Here is a 15,312-nt window from a genome sequence, read left to right as displayed (position 1 = left end):
TTGTTCTTTGCCTTCGCTGTCTCTAGCGCCACCGATCCCTCCCTCGTGCGTTGCCGATAGATGAAACTCGAAATTTCCGCTTCCCTTAATTATCGCCTGCCCGAACCCGTCGATGTGATGCTGCAGATCGAGGCGGCCGACGGGCACGGCCAGCGCATTCTGCGGGCCGCGCTCGACCTCGGCCGGCCCGAATATCTGGCGCGCATCCCCGCGAGCGACGGCATTTGCGAGCCGGTGTGGCTGCGCAGCGCAGGCGAACTGCGCGCCGCATATCGCGCGCTGGTGGACATTGACCGCCCGCGGATCGACGTCCGTGGTCTCGACGCCGTGCCGCTCCACCGATTGCCCGCCGCGGTCGTCCCCTATCTCAATGAATCGCGATACTGTCCGTCGAACAAGTTCCATGCGTTCGTCGAGCGTCGTTTCGGCGAGCATGAAGGCGGCGCGAAGATCGCCCGGATGCGCGACTGGATCGAGAGCCGGTTCACCTATGCCTCGGGATCCAGCAATTCAGAGACTGGCGCGCTCGACAGCTTCGTCGAGCGGCGAGGGGTGTGCCGCGACTATGCGCATGTGATGATCGCGCTCGCCCGCGCCGCGCATATCCCCGCGCGCATGGCGAGCGTGTATGCGCTCGGCGTCGATCCCCAGGATTTTCACGCCGTCGCCGAAATCTATCTGGACGGCGACTGGCACATGGTCGATGCGACGGGAATGACGTGCCCGACCGAGGCCGCCCGAATCTGCGTCGGCCGCGACGCCGCCGACATCGCCTTCCTCACCGCCTACCGCGAGATAGAATTCGTCAGCCAGGACGTGCAGGTGAAGCGCGCAGGGGACATACCGGTTCGGCAAGCCTGAGGCACTTGTCGTAACGCTGGAGCGGGTGAAGGGAATCGAACCCTCGTCGTAAGCTTGGGAAGCTTCTGCTCTACCATTGAGCTACACCCGCATTTCAATCACTTAGCTGTTCTTTTGGTCCATTTTTTACAATGTTTTTTACAGGAGCAATCGAAGGCACTGCCTTTGCCGCGATCTGTAGCGCTGGTCAATGGGGTTGAGGCCAAGCAATGTGAGCCGCTGATGGCCGTTTCCTCACGCCATGGATCGCAGATCATCATCAACCTGAGAAAGGGGATGTTTTCTTCGCTCTTGGAGAATTCTGGATCGCGGTCGACCCACTCGGCGAATTCGCGCCGTAGCTCGTCTCCACGACGGAAAAGTTGATCGAGGAGATAGCGGTCGTTCTCCGGTCGCGGCTCGGAGCCGTCGGCGACGCGCCTGTAGATTTGCCCCGAGCGATGTACATGCGGGGCCGAGAGGCTCTGAGGCACGCGTATTGCGATTACGACGCGATCAGATCCGAAGCTCGCGCCGTCGGCGCCTTCGATCGCGCGCGCATCGAAATGATGCGGCAGGATTCATATGATCCGCAACCGCCTGCCTGATGCGCTGCAGGGCGGCATCGGCGTTCGCGCAGGGAACGCCCGGAAATGCCCCAGCTACGGCATTGTCCTTCGCAAGTTCTTCGATACCGAGAAAAAGCCAGCCCCCATAGGTATTGGCGAGCGCCGAGATTGACTTGGCTATGGAAGAAGCTTGGGGAATCTCCCGCTTATACTCAACATACCATCCTTCGGTCGTTCCGCGAAGGCGCTCGAGATCCGCCGCCGTCAGTTCCTCAAACATCGCCGGGAAGGGTGAGAACAAAATTCGTTTCCAATCAATCCCTGCGCGTTCAGCCCAACCACGACCGGTTGGAAAATCGGGGGCGTCCGGCGTCGTTCATTTGCTCTCAAATCTTACCGATCGTACCGCGCCGATCGCCAGCGCATGGACATGCCGACCCTTCTCGGTCAAGGCGGCAAGAAGGATTTCATGGTCGATGAATTCTAACTCTTTTCCTATTTCAGAAATCCGGTTTTTCGCGTGAAGCGACTGGGACGCATCGAGGAGGCCCTCATTGATCAACCGTCCAAGTGCATGGGCTATGCAGCCAAAAACATACGTGCCGTGAAGCACACCGCTCGCCGGTCGCTCGCTCATCTTCCAAGGCGAATAGGCCGCCCGGTTTGACGCAACGAGGCTAGTTGTCGCCTCGACCGCCGAGAGATGGTGATGCATCGCCTCATGAATGATGCCTTCCGCTAGCCGAAGGTCCCCCACTGGTGTCGAAGGCGGCATCGACACGCAGATGAGGCCCGGCCAAGCCGGATCGCTATGGCTGACATCATAACATTGGTCCGCGCAGTGCAGGATCGCCACGCGATTGACGCGCATGGCCACGACGTTCCACAAATCGGGAATCCGGGAAATGAGCGATCCAGCCCTCGCGAGTGCCACATTATCGGCCGCGGTGCGGGGAGTCAGCTCAAGGTTCAACTGCCGAAAAATGCGCGCGGCCTCGGTCGGCACATTATCGGGCATCGTTTCGAGGCGATCCAGCTTGCGCGCCTCAGCGGCCTCTCCTTGGACGTGCAGCGCCCAAGGCGCCGCAATCACTGCGAGGTCAGTCATGGGTTCGAAACGTGTACACGAGTGTGTAGCGCTCGCCGCTTTTGATCGTCGAGACTGCGTGAAATGATTGCGATGAGATTTCAAAGGCGAATGCACTACCGTGCATTGGCAGCAGCGCACTGCGAACATCGTCTGCCGCGTCGCTCCCAAACAGCATCAGCAGGCCCCCATTGTCGATCGACCAGCCGCGATTGAACTGGATGAGCAGCCGATGCGTTTCCTCCGGGCCCAGATAATCATTGTGTACGCGGATAGTCTGGCCAGCGGTCAGCCGGTGCGCCGACACGTCTACCAAGACGAGACAGCGATCAAGTTCGAACAACTGTTCGAGGTGACCCGCGAGTTGCGATACCGTATCCCTCGACACGAGCGTTTCCAACTCGGCCGGCGGCGGCGCATTGAGCAAGCTGAACTCATGCTGCTCGTAGAAGCTCTCGATCCGGAGGCGCCATGGCGCGTCGGCTTCCAGCCAGTCTAGCACCGCATCAGCTTCGGCGGCAGGAAAGAACCCATCCCATCCGCAATGCCGAAAGGGCGCGCTTTCGACGAAATCCGGGGCTGAGAGGCTAATCATGCCGCCTTCCCCTCGTGAGGCTTCAACCATTGGCGAAGGCGTGCGACGACCATTTTTTGATCAGAACAAAAGACTGACGGATTGTCGAGGCCGCGCTTGGCGCTGAAGCGATGCGTCGGCATGCCTCCACCGCAGACCGCAAGATCAGCGCATGTCCTACAGACCGAAGATATCGGGCGCTGGCTTTCATGATAGTCGCGGAACTCCCTCGACCGCACAACATCGACCAGCCGGTCGCGCACGACCGACCAGTTTTCCGAGAAGACGTCGCCCGCATTCGTCGTACTCTTGAGCGTATCATTCTTTGAAATCGTGCCGTCGGTGTCGATCACCATGATGCCATAATCCGACAGGCCTACGCCTTCTTTCCGCGCCGCGCCGCCGAGTAGGAGCTTGATCATGTCGTCGACGACTCGGATCCGGGGCGGCGTCGGGTCGGTGAGATAAGCGTCGATCAAGTCGCACATCCATCGGCCATATTCGGTGGATTCGAAAGAGGCTTTGCCGAAGGGCAACTGGTCGTGATTACCGTCGCGGTAAAGGAAATCGACGCTCGGCGTGCCCGTACCCTTGAAGAAATCATAGATTTCGCGCGCGTTCGTTTCGGGATCGACGACCGCCAGCATGCCGGAGAAGAGCTGACTCGCCTTCGGATGTCGCCGGATATGCTCAACCGCTTTGTGAACGCGCTGGAAAGACCCCTTTCCCTTGTGATCGATGCGGAAGCGATCGGTCACCGCTTCAGGGCCGTCGAGACTGATCGAGATTCCGACCCCAAAACGCGCGCACAGGTCGAGAATCCTGTCGTCGAGCAGCGTCCCATTAGTCTGCAGGTGCAGGCCACACGCCGGTATTTCTTCATGTAGGGCCGAGAAAAGAGCCTCAAGCCGATCGCGACCGAGCATGAGGGGCTCGCCGCCGTGCAAGACGATGCTGAAGGGCCGCCCTTGATACCGATACAGGTCGCCAAGCTGCTCGACGATTCGCGCGGCTACCGCGTCGCCTAGGCGCTTGGGCTGCCGCTCCCAGCCAGTGTCGCCCATATTGAATACGTAGCAATAGGTGCAATTAAGATTGCACCTGCTTGCCACCTTCAACAGAACGGTATCGATTACCGTCATCGAAAAACGCTTGTCAGCGATTGTGCCGGTTGTGCGTCCGGTCGTAGCTACGGGCGACGCCCTTCTCCTCGTTTCGGACTTCTTCGATCAGCCGCGCCAGCACGGCGCTTCCGAGGGCCTCGCCTCGAACGTCGAGTGGACGATTAGCATTGGTGCGAACTTGCATGACGAATCTCCTAAGCTGCCCGGTAGCATATCATGAAAATTAGCGGGCGCACGAAAAATCGAGAAATATATATTTAGCGCGAATATCATGCATATATTAAAAATAATTTGAAATCAATATGCCGATTCACCTCGTATCTATGAGTAAATAAAAAACTATCTAATATATAAAATAAGATTTATCTTTAAATGCAGGCATCACACCGCACAGATTGACACGCCCTGATGAAATACGTCAAATTGCTAGCGAATTTCAGCATATGAAGAACGCATCAACGCGTCGAATATGGGGGCGGTTTTTGATATGGATTGGGATAGTGTCGGCACCAGCGATGATAATCGCCCCGGACTGAAGGCTCGCACCGTTAAGCAACTCGCGCGTGACTTGCGCCTCGCACGCGATATAGAGCCGCCCAAGACCTCCAGGGAAGAGAGGCCGCTTCTCGACGTAGGCGAGCTTTCCGGCCGGCGGGGTCGTGCGATATTTCTGCTCGGCGCCGGCTGTTCGGCAAGCGCGAAGATTCCCTTAGCATCGAGCGTTGCCGAGCGATGCATTTGCGTCCTCGCCCGGCGATATTCGGTGGGACAGGCTCCCGCGAGCGAATTCAGCGATTCTGGCAAGGCGCTAAAATTTCTGATCGGGCGCGGGATCATCCCTTCCCGCTTCGAGCTTGCCAGCGGCCAAGGTGACTGGGCGGCGCTGTACACCTATTTATTTGCGGAACATCTCAAAAGCCCGAACCAACAGCGCGAAATCATATCGCGGATCATCGAAGAGCGCGAGCACGGGATGAACTGGGCGCATGCGTGTCTCGGCACCCTCGTCCAGCAACGCTATGTACACACCGTACTGACAACTAATTTCGATCAGTTAGCGCTCGAGGGGATTGTTCGGACCGGAATTACTCCCGTTGTCGCAGATGGCCTCGAGTCGCTGACTCGTATCTCCCCTACCCCAGCTTGGCCGCAGGTCGTCCATCTACACGGCTCAATGCATACCTACGATTTGCGGAACAGTCCGACGGCGCTGACCGAGACCGGCGACGACCGCAACTTGCAAACCGTAATGATGAGCCTCCTCAAGCACGCGACCGTGCTCGTCGTCGTCGGCTATGCGGGCGGCGAGGAAGGAGTCATGAACCTCCTTCAATACGCCGCACGGACGATCCCACGCATGGTCGTCTATTGGGTGGCCTATGAGAAGAGCTATCGTGAGTTTTCCCCGCGTGCGCAGGCATTACTCCAGACCGGCGAGAATAAATTCTTCGTTCCCGATCAGGACGCCGACAAGTTCTTCCAAGGCCTGATGCGCGAACTCGGCGAAGGCCAGCCTGCGTGGGTCGCCGATCCGATTGCGGCCCTCGTCGAGCAGCGCGACCGGCTTCCCCTTCGGGGCGATCACGAAATCGACGAATTGATCAACGACTATCGAGAGAGGATCGATCACGCGGGAAAGAATCGCCACAATAAAGGCCTTGCTATCGCCGCCGCCCTGCAGGCGCGAAGCGTAGGCGATTTCAAGAAGGCGGCCGAGTTGCTGGCGCCGACCAAGGAAACCGATCTACGCGCGCGATTTCTATATGCCCAAAGTCTTCAGGACACTTTCGACGAGAATCCTGCCGACAATACTTCACTTATCGATCAAGCGATCAAGGAATTTGAACATCTCCACAGGCACGGTAGGGTGGAGCATCGTGTCCGCTACGCCGAATTCTTGATCGAAGCCTTGTTTGACCGGCTCGAAATCATGGCCCAGTCGTCCGATGAAACAATCGAGGGACTCAAGGAAATCATCGCGGTGATCGGCGCGGCGCGGCCGCGTATTCCCCAATCCTCTCAATCGGGCAAGGCACTGCTCAATTTCTATGAGGCCCGGGCGAAGCAGGAGTTATGGGCCCTCACCAAACCGGGTACCGCCGATCGCGGCGTGATCAAGGCTTATCAGGCGGCGTTGAAGCAGCCGGGTGCACTCGGAGAAAAATACGTCGAAGCCCGGGACGGACTTGCGCAGGCGCTCGCGACACATACTGATGACACGCTCACCACAGATCCCGATGCCGGACGACTGGCTAGGCGCCGCATGCGCGGGGACATTACCGACGCGATCGACATTCACACCAGCCTCGTAGAGCATGCGTGGCACAATCAGCCCAACGCTAACTTCGCGGGCATGTTGAAAAACCTTGCATCGGACTATGAGATATTGGCCAAGCTCAAGCGCAAAGGCCCCCTCAAGGAAACGCCGATCCGCGAAGCCGTCCGGGCAATGGAGCGCGTCGTCGCCGCTTATGAAGCAGATGCAGACAGCAATGCCGCAGCCGATGCGCAGGCACGCCTCGATCGCCTGCGGGAAGTAATGCGCTAACCCGCGACGGAGGAAGCATGAGCGCGAAGGCCACTGCCGTCCAACGACACGGAAAAAATTATGAGCGCACTATTCTCGCCGGGGATTCCAAATGCTAGCTAGCGCAGGCAGCCCTCCTACTGGAACAGGCAGGCGCTCGTGAAAATCGCCAAGGGTCGATTTCAGTCTCTCGTCGTGGGTTGCAAACACTCGAACAAAGAAATTGTCGTTGAAGGCCACCAGTGCCGCTACGATCGTTCGTTCGTCGGTGTTGAACCGGTAATTGAATAGTCGGCCCGAACTCTTTCGACCCTGCTTCAATTCCCCAGAATCCGGCATCATCGAGACAAGGGCTTTTGCCTCGCCTCTAACGAGGCCGGAATTCAGGTAGTGCTGTGTGAACACGACCCCAGCTTTGGGTAGTGGCTGACCAATGTGCTCCCGGTATAGCGCCATGCCGATCTTGGCGGCGAAAGCCGTCAGGAGCGCGTGGGAAACGGGTCCATCAAGCTCGATACGTCGCTTCGGTCCAAAAACGGCATCGCGGCCCTTTTCCCAAACTGGGCTGACTTTGCTCGGGTCCATCAGTTCGCGGACGAATTGCGGAGCAATCGAAGTCATGGTTGCCAGCAGGCGGCGAGCCTCCTGCAGTTCTAACGCGTCGATGAAATTTGTTGGTGAGATTCGTGCCATGATCGCTGCTGCAGTATCGGCAGCTCGACTGTTATGGTTGCACGGCTCGCACGAAGCGTATTCCATGCCGCTCAATCTGTGCTTTCTCGGGAAAATAGCCTTGGGAGGCATATGTTCGACTGTGGATGGAGGATTCATGCAATATATACATCGCAATTCGCCGGCGAGTATCTGGTCGCGTCTCCGGCTCTTCTGTTTAGATTCGCCCATCAGCTAAATATAGATACGGCATGGGGAATGCCAATATGGCTTGGCTTGCCGCTCGGTCATGGGACGACGCTGAAGTCAGCTTTCGGGAATCGGCCTCAGCCTCAGTAACGGCTTAGATCAGGCGCAGAGCTGCCTATTGTGCGCGCTTGGACGTATTTGCCATCCGCTCCGCTATTGAGGATATCAGCGAGCTCTGATCCACATAGATACGCCGGATCGATGCCACCTGCGCGACAGACCAGCCCATAATGCCGGCGGCCTCCTCATCGGATAGGGCGGCTACGGTGAGGAGTTTCGTGCAGAAGGTTCCCCGAATATCGTGGAGATGCTTGCGCTTCCGCTCCTTCGAGTCCTCATCGATATGAACGATATCGGCTTCATCCCGCACCCGATTGAAAGTGCCGCCAAAGCCATCCCCACTCCACGGCGCCCCATGACTATTCACCAGCACGGTGGTGACGCCGTCTTTTCGCGGCCGATCGCGTAGCTCGTCGAGGAGCGTGCGGAGATCTGCTATGATCGGGACGGTGACATATTGCCGCTTTCGGCGACTGGATTTGAGCGCGAGCTTGCGAATGGCGGTGTCGCCGACATGGCTCCACTCGAGAGTGACGAGATCCGCGCGGCGCAGTCCCGTCAGCGCGGCCAACCGCATGCCATCGATCACATGCGGCCGCTCCAGCCGTTTCGCGGTCTCGGCAAAGCGCTCCATATCCTCGTCTGTCCAGATAATCGCGGCACGCTGTCCGTTTCGATACAGGGTCGGAATGTTCGCAGCGGCATTGAAGGTGACGCGGCCGCGTAGGCGCCCAAATTCGAGGAGGGCGCGAAGCGTACCGACACCGATGTCGGCGCCGCGCGGCGTGTCGGCGCGGCTATCCCGCCAAGCGACGACCTTGGCCGTCATCCGCGGATCGGACCAAAGGGAGAGCGGAACCTCACCCCATTTTTCCTCGATGAGATCGAGCGCGTGTCCCCACGTCTTTTTGGTACCATCAGCCAGCGCCTCCCATTCGGGGCTGGAAGGGCGGTCTGGATTTTGCGAGCGCCATTCGCGGATCAGCGATCGCAGCGTCGTCGGGTCCACGGCATTGCGTTGATCTAGATGCTCCTTGAGAGCAGCAAGTTGCTGATGCGTGAGCAGCGGCTGCGTTCGCGACTCAACTCGGCCGATTCTGGGGCCGCCGCGCCATGCGTAGATATACCAGACGGGCAGCTTTCCGTTTCGCTCCGCCCTGACCATGTGAACTCCCTGGATCAAAGACGTCCCGCCTTTTCCCAGGCGTCGAATTCATCTTTGGCCTCTTCGTCGGCGGAACGAAGTTCGGCATTGGGCATGAGGCGGATCGTGCCGTCGGCCCGGATTTCGACGGCGCGAACAAGCACGCCGCTTTCGCGGGTGGCCTGGACGAGCCGCCGAATATCGGACGTTCGCGGATAATTCCGTGCCTTGCGCTCGAACATCACGCGCTCCGCCCCTGTGCAAACTGGGGGGACAGAACGAAAGTGCCAAGCTCGATGGCACGCTGCTGCGCGTTACGCCACCTTACGTCGAAGCCGCTCTGCGGTGCCGGAATGGTCGGCCAATCGCGGCTCAGCCAGATCGCGATCGACTGCGACGTCACGGATTCGACTTCCAGGCCGGGGACCATCTGCAGGATGGCCTCGGACTTGTAGCAGAGCGCGTGTCCCGCGAAGTAACCGCGATCGGCCGCGCTACGAAAATAGATCTTCTCGATCCCGAACTCCGACAGGCAGTTCCGCAACTTCGCCGACAGTTCCGCTCCCGCCGCCGCGTCTCGCGCCTCGTAGACGAAGGTCGCACAACGATCATTGTCGAGAATGATTTGCCCGTCGGCCTCCTCTTTTAGGGCGACAATGGATAGATAGGGCTTCGAATATGCAGCCGCAGCCACGGACAGGCTGGACCGTTTGGTCCTATCCTCCAAGGCTTTGTCGGCCGGCTGTGCGGAGGCCGAACTTTTCGGGTGACAACGGCGTTCGAGCTCCGCGTACAGTGCCGTCTCGACGGCGCTATCGATCAGGGGGAAACACCAACGCTCCTTTTCCGGGAGGTTGGGGGACCGGATCTCGCGCTGTCCGACGCTAAACCAGGCTGCCACTTGCTGCGACGGCAACTTGGTGATGGCGCCGGGAAACACACTCTCCAGCTTTGTCACGAGAGCATTGGCTCGCGGATTCCACTCAACGTCTTTATCGACGCGCAGGAAGATGCGAACGGAACCGGGAACCACCCCCTTCGCCAGTCGCTCCATTTCGGTCGCAATCGCCGGCCAATCCTTTTCGACCGGGCCCACGACGATAGTCGCATAGCGTTCGACCAGAGTCGGTGAAAACTCACCGGGATGGAGCGCACACAGAACCAATCCCTGCGCGGACACGGCGGCGCCAAAAATGGTCTGTTCCGTTACTTCCTGAGAGAAGAAAGGTCGATTTCGCAAATGGTCGCGAAAGTCAAAGAGAGGCGGCCCGTTCATTGCAGCCCTCCCTGCGGTGCGGCAGCGTCAGGCAGGAATCGCCAATCGCTACCGACCGGGCGGATTGCCGTAGCGCTAACCAGGGCCGTGCCGCCCTCGACCTCATAATTATACATCAGGCGGTCGGTGCCATCGAGATTGACGAACTGGTGCCCGAGGAGCTTGCGCATCCGTAGTTCGCCGTGGATCGAGACCCCGACGATGCTGCCGGGCGCAAAAAGGCGATCGGTGTTGGATCCCGTCACCGGCGCCAAGGAGGGCGTCAGGCTGCCATACCACTCGCGCAGCCTTTCGATGATCGGCGGCTCGAGCAAGCTGTCCTCGCCCGCCATACCTGCACCGCGATCGAGCCGGTCGAGAATGGCTTCGAAATCTTCGAACAGGGGCTGGGTGAGCCTAAGGCCGCCCGGCACATCGTCGAAGATCACAATGGCGCTGTCGAGTTTCTGGGGACCAACATAGTCGACGACATTTATTCCGGCGTGTGCATAATCGATCTCGCCCGCCGGGATGCCTTGGTCGCTGAGCAGGATGGCTTTGAGTGCTTCAGCGACCCTCTTGCGGATCTTGACTTCGCGCGGTGCCGCACCGCGGAACCACGGTTCGTCGATCCGGATCAGCACCCCGGTAGTTTCGAAATCGCGGCGCTGCTGCCGCATATGGGCATTCTTCTGCGCCAGCTCGGAATAAAGCATCTTCTTTCCGCCGTAGGCATAGCCGAAGACGGCTTCCGAGACCTTGAGCCGGCATTCGGCGAAAACGCCCTGGTCGCTTGTCAGATTGTGCTGATCGAAGATATGCTCCGCATTCAGCGAAGCGGAAACGGTGGACATCATCAGCGGCGTGGTGGTGATCCGGCCCTTTTCCGGCTTGAGCAGGATCGAATGCTCGAAGGGCGAGCGGCGCCAGCCTACCACGCGGTAGGACCTACGCAGATGAAGGTAGGTCGCTCCCGGATAGGCCTCGCGCATCGCCTTTTCGATCGAGATATCGCCGAGGGTCACACTAGGGTCATCCGCCATGCGCAGCTTGAAGCTGATGTTGGCGATCTGGCGCAGCGGAAAGTCGAAATGGGCGCATTCGCCCCTGAGCCGAGCGACGTCTTCAATTTCGTGGGGACGGAAAGCCGAGGGTGCGGCCCAGCCAACGGCTTCGGCAAAACCCTCAGGCCAATCGAGAAGGTGCAGCGCTTCCTCGATCAAGGCTTCATCATCGTCCAGCTCAGCGCGAAGGCAGCAGGCCTGCTGATACTGGATGATCCGATTGCCGAGATGCAGATGGTTGGGTTCGACGGATCCCGTCACCGCCTCCGCGAAGGTGGTGCCAAGCTTCGTGAACGCTGCGCGCGGTGCGATTACCGCGAACAGGCCAGGCTTCGAACGTCCAATCCGTCCCGCACGCTGGCGCAGGGACCGGCGCGTGGGCGGGACACCCAGATTCAGGCCGATCCGGAAGCGATTGATGTCGATGCCGACTTCGAAGGCGGACGTACAGGCTGCCGCTACCAGACTTCCGTTCTTCAGACCGCTTTCGATTGCCGCGAGATCGGCGCGCTCATAACCGTTGCGATAGGGGAGTACCCGATCATCGTCGGTCAATTTGCTGATGCGCTCGACGCCCTGCCTGGAGTCGGCAAAGGCGAGCAGCGACTCGCCCGCCATTTCGGGGATGAGTTCACCGATGGCGGTTGCGAGTCCATCTTCGGCGGCCCGGCCCCGATCTGCACCTTCGATGTGCATCAAGGTCATCGGCTGTGTCGGCGCGCCATTATCGTCTTCGGAAACATGTGCGAAGCCGCAGCCGGTCAGGGCTTCGACATGCCCTACCGGATCGCCGATGGTCGCGGATGCCGCGATGAGTTGCAGCGTGCCGCCGCCATTTCCCTTTGCGTGCATGGCGGCAAACCGAAGCCGCCTGAAGAAATAGGCGCAATTGCTCCCGAACACACCGTCGAGCAGATGGGCCTCGTCGATCACAAGGAAGCGAAGGCGCTTCAGACAGTCCTGCACTTCCCTGGTCGCCCGGAGGCGGAGGAACCAGGCGTGGACCACATCCGGCGTCATCAGCAGAATGCGTGCCGTCTTCAAAATCTCGCCGCGCTCGCACATCGGCACCTGACCATTGATCTCGGCGACGAGCGCCGGATCGAGGTCCATGGCAGCAAGCTCCTGCCGCCAGCGGCCCAGTTGGTCGCTGCCCAGCGCTTTCTGCGGATAGAGGATGATCGCGGTCCCATCGCCTTCGACCATTTCCCGGAGCACGGGATAGTGAAAGACGAGCGACTTCCCCGAACCGGTGGCGGTGGTGACGAGAACATTCTCGCCGGCATCGACGAGCTCGAGCGCGAGCGCCTGATGGTGCCACAGCTTGCCGCCGCGCGGATGGACGGAGGCCATGGCGATGGCCGCTGCGCCGCTGCGATAGGCCTCGGGCAAATCGGCAAGGCGGGGCAGACGCGTTTCCACTTCGACCGTCTCGACGACGGTCGGGGAAAGCGTGCCAAGGATGGTCGAGACCGGATCGAAGGACGGGCCGGCCTGCAGCTGCGGAATGCTGGGGGCGCCGCTCATTTGATCGCCCTCACCAGCTTTCCGAGATTCGCACTCGGTTCGATATAGGCCTCAGTGGATTCGAGGCGTGCGTGACCCGCGATCAGCTGAACGTCGCGCAGGGAAAGGCCAACGCGCGGTGCCGCCTTGGCCAGCTCGGTAATGAAGGTCCGGCGACCGGAATGGCTGGAACAGCCGACCAGCCCGACCTGCTTGTAAAGCAGATGGAACCAGGTGGTGAGCGATGACAGTGTCTGCCGTTTGGGCGTGTAGTGTTGCTGGGAAAATGCGACGTACGTCATGTCCGGATGGTTCAGCTGGAATTTGCGGATGGCCTCTGCGAGCCTCGGATGCATCGGGACCTTGCGACCCTTGCCGCGTTTGCCGACCTTCGGCCGCACCGTCACATAGTCCGATACCCGGCCATCGGGTTCGACGAGATCGGACAGATGGGTGTTGAGGATTTCACTAACGCGCAGGCCGGCATAGCGAGCGAGGCGATGCTTCAGCAGATAGGCTGTCGGCGCTCCGCCGCGGCTCAGGATATGCGTTTCCACCCGGTCGTTATCCCGATCGGACAAGATCCGAGCCCGTGAACGCGGCCGCTTGTGGGGATCGAGATAGAATTGCTCGGCCTGCCGCTTCCGCCCCTTATACGGCCGGTACTCCTGGTAAATGTCTTTCTTCACTTTTCAGCTCCTTTCAGTTGCGAGGAGCCATTAGCATCAACAGAAATTTTTGATTCGCAATAGAAAATTAGTATCTAGTCGCTGTGCGGGAAATTAACCTTAACATCGTTAGTATTAATGAAAACGATACTACAGATACTTTCGAGATAAATAAATAATTGCGATAGTTATCTGGAATAATTATATAAGAGAAAGCATCACATATGTTTCACTAAAATAGCATCTATCCGGTAATTACTGTTTCAATCGACGTGCGAAAAATTCCAACGAGGCCTGCCCCCGGCGCGAGGCGTCCTGCCGCGACAGGCGTCGCTTTAGGGGCTTGGTGGGTCTCGTGGGGCATCAGTGCGCTCGGCGCACCGCGAATCGGTCTTTCAGCAAGCGGGGTGATTCGCATCGATAGGGGGAGGGGCGGGGAGGCTTGGCCGGCCCTGCGGGCCGGGAGGGGCTTCGCGTGTTTTCCTGGGGCTTCGCCCCGGACTCGCAGCCCTTCGGGCTGGTCCTGCGGATGGGTTTTAAGATCTTTGGCGAGGAGGATTAAGAAATTTGGGGCTAGATTCCATGATACTGAAAATCATGGAGAATACCGGGATCTTGGTATAAGAAAATCAGTGTTATATTAGAAGTGTAGAATCCCAGTTCGAGGGGCAGGTTCGTCAATTAGCACTTGACATTCGACGTAAATTTGGCTATACTGTGCGCCGTTGCTTCGGATTTGACCGGCAATGACCTTCTGCATCATTGGTTTCTTGATCCGCGGGGCGGATCAGGCGCGATGCTCCCCCCACCCCAAAGGAATTTTCATGACCAATCATGAGCATAAGCTCGCGCGTGCGCGCCGCATCCTGGCCGCGATCGACGATCTGATCGAACGCCACGGCCAGATCTCACCGGCCCATTATCCCGGCTGTGCCGATCACAGGATCACGATCGACCTTCCGCCGCTTCGCATCACCATCCTCCCGAACCGATTTCGGGCCTATATGGCGAAGTCGAAGACCATGGTCGGCGAAGGGACGATCGAGCGCGACGGTTGGCGAGCCGTTGAGATCTGCTGGCACAATTCGCGGCGTGCCTGCTTCAACGTCTCCGGTGAAGAGATCGACTTCTACCACTATCTTCCAGGACGGTGGGAACAGGCGTTTGATGTCGACATCGAAGGCGATTCTATCCCGATCCGTCCCGACCTCTTCGCTGACGACAAGAACCCGGCCTGGCGCGAATTCAAGCAGAGTGGATTTGCGAAATGGCCGCCTGAGGCGCCGAATGCCGGAGCGTGATCGAGAGCGTGCGGGAAAGGGACGGCACTACTCCGTCCCTTTCTTCCGTTCCCCTTGCTCGAATCCTTCGAAGCCTGATCGTTGGATTGGAATGCCGTCATAAGCGCCCTTGGCTAGACGAGCGCGCAGCTCGCCAATAGCAGGATCACTCCGCCGATCAGAGTAACCAGGCCGCCGAGGACGTTCCGTGCGCCGCCACTGACGATCGCGGCGAGGATCAAGATGAGAATAAGGCCGAGCATTGTCAGATTTTATCGACTTCGTTCGTCCGCGAATTGACCAGATAGTTTGAGCGGCCCGTGCCGTCCCGGTTCGTGATGCAATGGACGCCATAAAGATTGGCACCGACTTTGCGGACCTCGATCGGCTTGGCACAAAGGTTTCCGCTAAGGTTGATGGCGAGGCGAATTACCTTCTCTGCTTCGTCGAGATCGCCCATCCTCACCGGCTCAGGTTTCGATGGAGGCGCTGCGTCCGCGATCGGCGGAGCGGCAGTCGCGGGCTGGGCAACCTTGGATGAGTTTTCGGCAACTGCAAGGTTTCGACCATCTTCTTCGGCAAACGTGCTTTCGACATTGCTGCCAATCGCTTGCAACGCCCAAATTCCACCGACAAACACAACCGTCGTGCCCAGCGCAATCTTTCCGAGCTTCCCCATAAATCACCTCTTCT

Annotated in this window: 17 protein-coding genes and 1 tRNA gene; 3 read left to right on the top strand and 15 right to left on the bottom strand. The window is 59.0% G+C overall.

Annotated elements, in window-relative coordinates; translation table 11 throughout:
* The first annotated feature begins 60 nt into the window (after window positions 1-60).
* Complete coding sequence (locus JNM03_RS11585; protein WP_294036759.1) at window positions 61-861, top strand: transglutaminase family protein; 801 nt, start codon at window positions 61-63, stop codon at window positions 859-861.
* Window positions 862-878: 17 nt separating this feature from the next.
* Here the strand turns inward: JNM03_RS11585 and JNM03_RS11580 are convergent.
* From JNM03_RS11580 to yhhA, 7 genes are all read right to left on the bottom strand, one after another.
* Window positions 879-952 (bottom strand) — tRNA-Gly (locus tag JNM03_RS11580).
* 7 nt (window positions 953-959) lie between these two features.
* Window positions 960-1,334, bottom strand: a complete 375-nt coding sequence (locus JNM03_RS11575) for a hypothetical protein (protein WP_294036758.1) — start codon at window positions 1,332-1,334, stop codon at window positions 960-962.
* 22 nt (window positions 1,335-1,356) lie between these two features.
* Window positions 1,357-1,689 (bottom strand): helix-turn-helix domain-containing protein, encoded by a 333-nt coding sequence (locus JNM03_RS11570; protein WP_294036756.1) that lies wholly within the window; start codon window positions 1,687-1,689, stop codon window positions 1,357-1,359.
* A gap of 96 nt (window positions 1,690-1,785) precedes the next feature.
* The gene (locus JNM03_RS11565; RefSeq protein WP_294036754.1) at window positions 1,786-2,502 is read right to left on the bottom strand and encodes an HEXXH motif-containing putative peptide modification protein; all 717 of its coding nucleotides are present in this window, start codon (window positions 2,500-2,502) and stop codon (window positions 1,786-1,788) included.
* 7 nt (window positions 2,503-2,509) lie between these two features.
* Window positions 2,510-3,091 carry a cyclophane-containing peptide 2OG-Fe(II) oxygenase YhhC gene (gene yhhC, locus JNM03_RS11560; RefSeq protein WP_294036753.1) on the bottom strand — a complete coding sequence of 194 codons (582 nt, stop codon included), beginning with the start codon at window positions 3,089-3,091 and terminating at the stop codon, window positions 2,510-2,512.
* Window positions 3,088-4,212, bottom strand: coding sequence for a cyclophane-forming radical SAM/SPASM peptide maturase YhhB (gene yhhB / locus JNM03_RS11555; RefSeq protein ID WP_294036751.1), 1,125 nt, complete (start codon window positions 4,210-4,212; stop codon window positions 3,088-3,090). Before yhhB ends, yhhC begins: the two co-directional genes overlap by 4 nt.
* Before the next feature lie 13 nt (window positions 4,213-4,225).
* Window positions 4,226-4,378, bottom strand: coding sequence for a YhhA family cyclophane-containing RiPP (gene yhhA, locus JNM03_RS11550; RefSeq protein ID WP_294036750.1), 153 nt, complete (start codon window positions 4,376-4,378; stop codon window positions 4,226-4,228).
* A gap of 285 nt (window positions 4,379-4,663) precedes the next feature.
* On the opposite strand from yhhA, the gene JNM03_RS11545 reads away from it, so the two are divergent.
* The gene (locus JNM03_RS11545; RefSeq protein WP_294036749.1) at window positions 4,664-6,742 is read left to right on the top strand and encodes an SIR2 family protein; all 2,079 of its coding nucleotides are present in this window, start codon (window positions 4,664-4,666) and stop codon (window positions 6,740-6,742) included.
* A 69-nt stretch (window positions 6,743-6,811) separates the two neighbouring features.
* Here the strand turns inward: JNM03_RS11545 and JNM03_RS11540 are convergent, their stop codons facing one another.
* The 6 genes from JNM03_RS11540 to JNM03_RS11515 all read right to left on the bottom strand — a co-directional run bounded on the left by JNM03_RS11540 (window position 6,812) and on the right by JNM03_RS11515 (window position 13,360).
* Window positions 6,812-7,480, bottom strand: coding sequence for a hypothetical protein (locus JNM03_RS11540; RefSeq protein WP_294036747.1), 669 nt, complete (start codon window positions 7,478-7,480; stop codon window positions 6,812-6,814).
* Between the two features lie 277 nt (window positions 7,481-7,757).
* Window positions 7,758-8,885: a tyrosine-type recombinase/integrase gene (locus JNM03_RS11535; RefSeq protein ID WP_294036745.1), complete on the bottom strand. Its 1,128-nt coding sequence runs from the start codon at window positions 8,883-8,885 to the stop codon at window positions 7,758-7,760.
* The gene (locus JNM03_RS11530; RefSeq protein ID WP_288990432.1) at window positions 8,882-9,088 is read right to left on the bottom strand and encodes a hypothetical protein; all 207 of its coding nucleotides are present in this window, start codon (window positions 9,086-9,088) and stop codon (window positions 8,882-8,884) included. Before JNM03_RS11530 ends, JNM03_RS11535 begins: the two co-directional genes overlap by 4 nt.
* Window positions 9,088-10,122 carry a DUF3010 family protein gene (locus JNM03_RS11525; RefSeq protein WP_294036744.1) on the bottom strand — a complete coding sequence of 345 codons (1,035 nt, stop codon included), beginning with the start codon at window positions 10,120-10,122 and terminating at the stop codon, window positions 9,088-9,090. The genes JNM03_RS11530 and JNM03_RS11525 overlap by 1 nt, the downstream gene beginning before the upstream one ends.
* A complete protein-coding gene (locus tag JNM03_RS11520; protein ID WP_294036742.1) occupies window positions 10,119-12,692 on the bottom strand; it encodes a DEAD/DEAH box helicase in 2,574 nt (857 codons plus the stop codon). The genes JNM03_RS11525 and JNM03_RS11520 overlap by 4 nt, the downstream gene beginning before the upstream one ends.
* A complete protein-coding gene (locus tag JNM03_RS11515) occupies window positions 12,689-13,360 on the bottom strand; it encodes a site-specific integrase (RefSeq protein WP_294036741.1) in 672 nt (223 codons plus the stop codon). Before JNM03_RS11515 ends, JNM03_RS11520 begins: the two co-directional genes overlap by 4 nt.
* A gap of 803 nt (window positions 13,361-14,163) precedes the next feature.
* Here JNM03_RS11515 and JNM03_RS11510 point away from each other — a divergent pair.
* On the top strand, window positions 14,164-14,640 hold the full coding sequence (locus JNM03_RS11510; protein ID WP_294036739.1) for a hypothetical protein: 477 nt from the start codon (window positions 14,164-14,166) through the stop codon (window positions 14,638-14,640).
* A 113-nt stretch (window positions 14,641-14,753) separates the two neighbouring features.
* Here the strand turns inward: JNM03_RS11510 and JNM03_RS11505 are convergent, their stop codons facing one another.
* Window positions 14,754-14,882: a hypothetical protein gene (locus tag JNM03_RS11505; RefSeq protein WP_294036738.1), complete on the bottom strand. Its 129-nt coding sequence runs from the start codon at window positions 14,880-14,882 to the stop codon at window positions 14,754-14,756.
* A gap of 2 nt (window positions 14,883-14,884) precedes the next feature.
* The gene (locus JNM03_RS11500; RefSeq protein ID WP_294036736.1) at window positions 14,885-15,298 is read right to left on the bottom strand and encodes a hypothetical protein; all 414 of its coding nucleotides are present in this window, start codon (window positions 15,296-15,298) and stop codon (window positions 14,885-14,887) included.
* Between the last annotated feature and the right edge of the window lie 14 nt (window positions 15,299-15,312).

The organism is Sphingopyxis sp., from assembly GCF_016793825.1.
Lineage (GTDB): Bacteria > Pseudomonadota > Alphaproteobacteria > Sphingomonadales > Sphingomonadaceae > Sphingopyxis.
The sequence above is the reverse complement of the archived record's forward strand: the minus strand, read 5'-3'. Positions and strand labels throughout refer to the sequence as shown.

What these genes read in the sequence shown, in the direction of transcription:
- yhhB (WP_294036751.1), bottom strand. Translation starts at nt 4,212, where the DNA reads ATGACGGTAATCGATACCGTTCTGTTGAAGGTGGCAAGCAGGTGCAAT.
- JNM03_RS11545 (WP_294036749.1), top strand. Translation starts at nt 4,664, where the DNA reads ATGGGGGCGGTTTTTGATATGGATTGGGATAGTGTCGGCACCAGCGAT.
- yhhA (WP_294036750.1), bottom strand. Translation starts at nt 4,378, where the DNA reads ATGCAAGTTCGCACCAATGCTAATCGTCCACTCGACGTTCGAGGCGAG.
- JNM03_RS11510 (WP_294036739.1), top strand. Translation starts at nt 14,164, where the DNA reads ATGACCAATCATGAGCATAAGCTCGCGCGTGCGCGCCGCATCCTGGCC.
- JNM03_RS11520 (WP_294036742.1), bottom strand. Translation starts at nt 12,692, where the DNA reads ATGAGCGGCGCCCCCAGCATTCCGCAGCTGCAGGCCGGCCCGTCCTTC.
- JNM03_RS11540 (WP_294036747.1), bottom strand. Translation starts at nt 7,480, where the DNA reads ATGGAATACGCTTCGTGCGAGCCGTGCAACCATAACAGTCGAGCTGCC.
- JNM03_RS11585 (WP_294036759.1), top strand. Translation starts at nt 61, where the DNA reads ATGAAACTCGAAATTTCCGCTTCCCTTAATTATCGCCTGCCCGAACCC.
- JNM03_RS11570 (WP_294036756.1), bottom strand. Translation starts at nt 1,689, where the DNA reads ATGTTTGAGGAACTGACGGCGGCGGATCTCGAGCGCCTTCGCGGAACG.
- JNM03_RS11505 (WP_294036738.1), bottom strand. Translation starts at nt 14,882, where the DNA reads ATGCTCGGCCTTATTCTCATCTTGATCCTCGCCGCGATCGTCAGTGGC.
- JNM03_RS11525 (WP_294036744.1), bottom strand. Translation starts at nt 10,122, where the DNA reads ATGAACGGGCCGCCTCTCTTTGACTTTCGCGACCATTTGCGAAATCGA.
- yhhC (WP_294036753.1), bottom strand. Translation starts at nt 3,091, where the DNA reads ATGATTAGCCTCTCAGCCCCGGATTTCGTCGAAAGCGCGCCCTTTCGG.
- JNM03_RS11530 (WP_288990432.1), bottom strand. Translation starts at nt 9,088, where the DNA reads ATGTTCGAGCGCAAGGCACGGAATTATCCGCGAACGTCCGATATTCGG.
- JNM03_RS11500 (WP_294036736.1), bottom strand. Translation starts at nt 15,298, where the DNA reads ATGGGGAAGCTCGGAAAGATTGCGCTGGGCACGACGGTTGTGTTTGTC.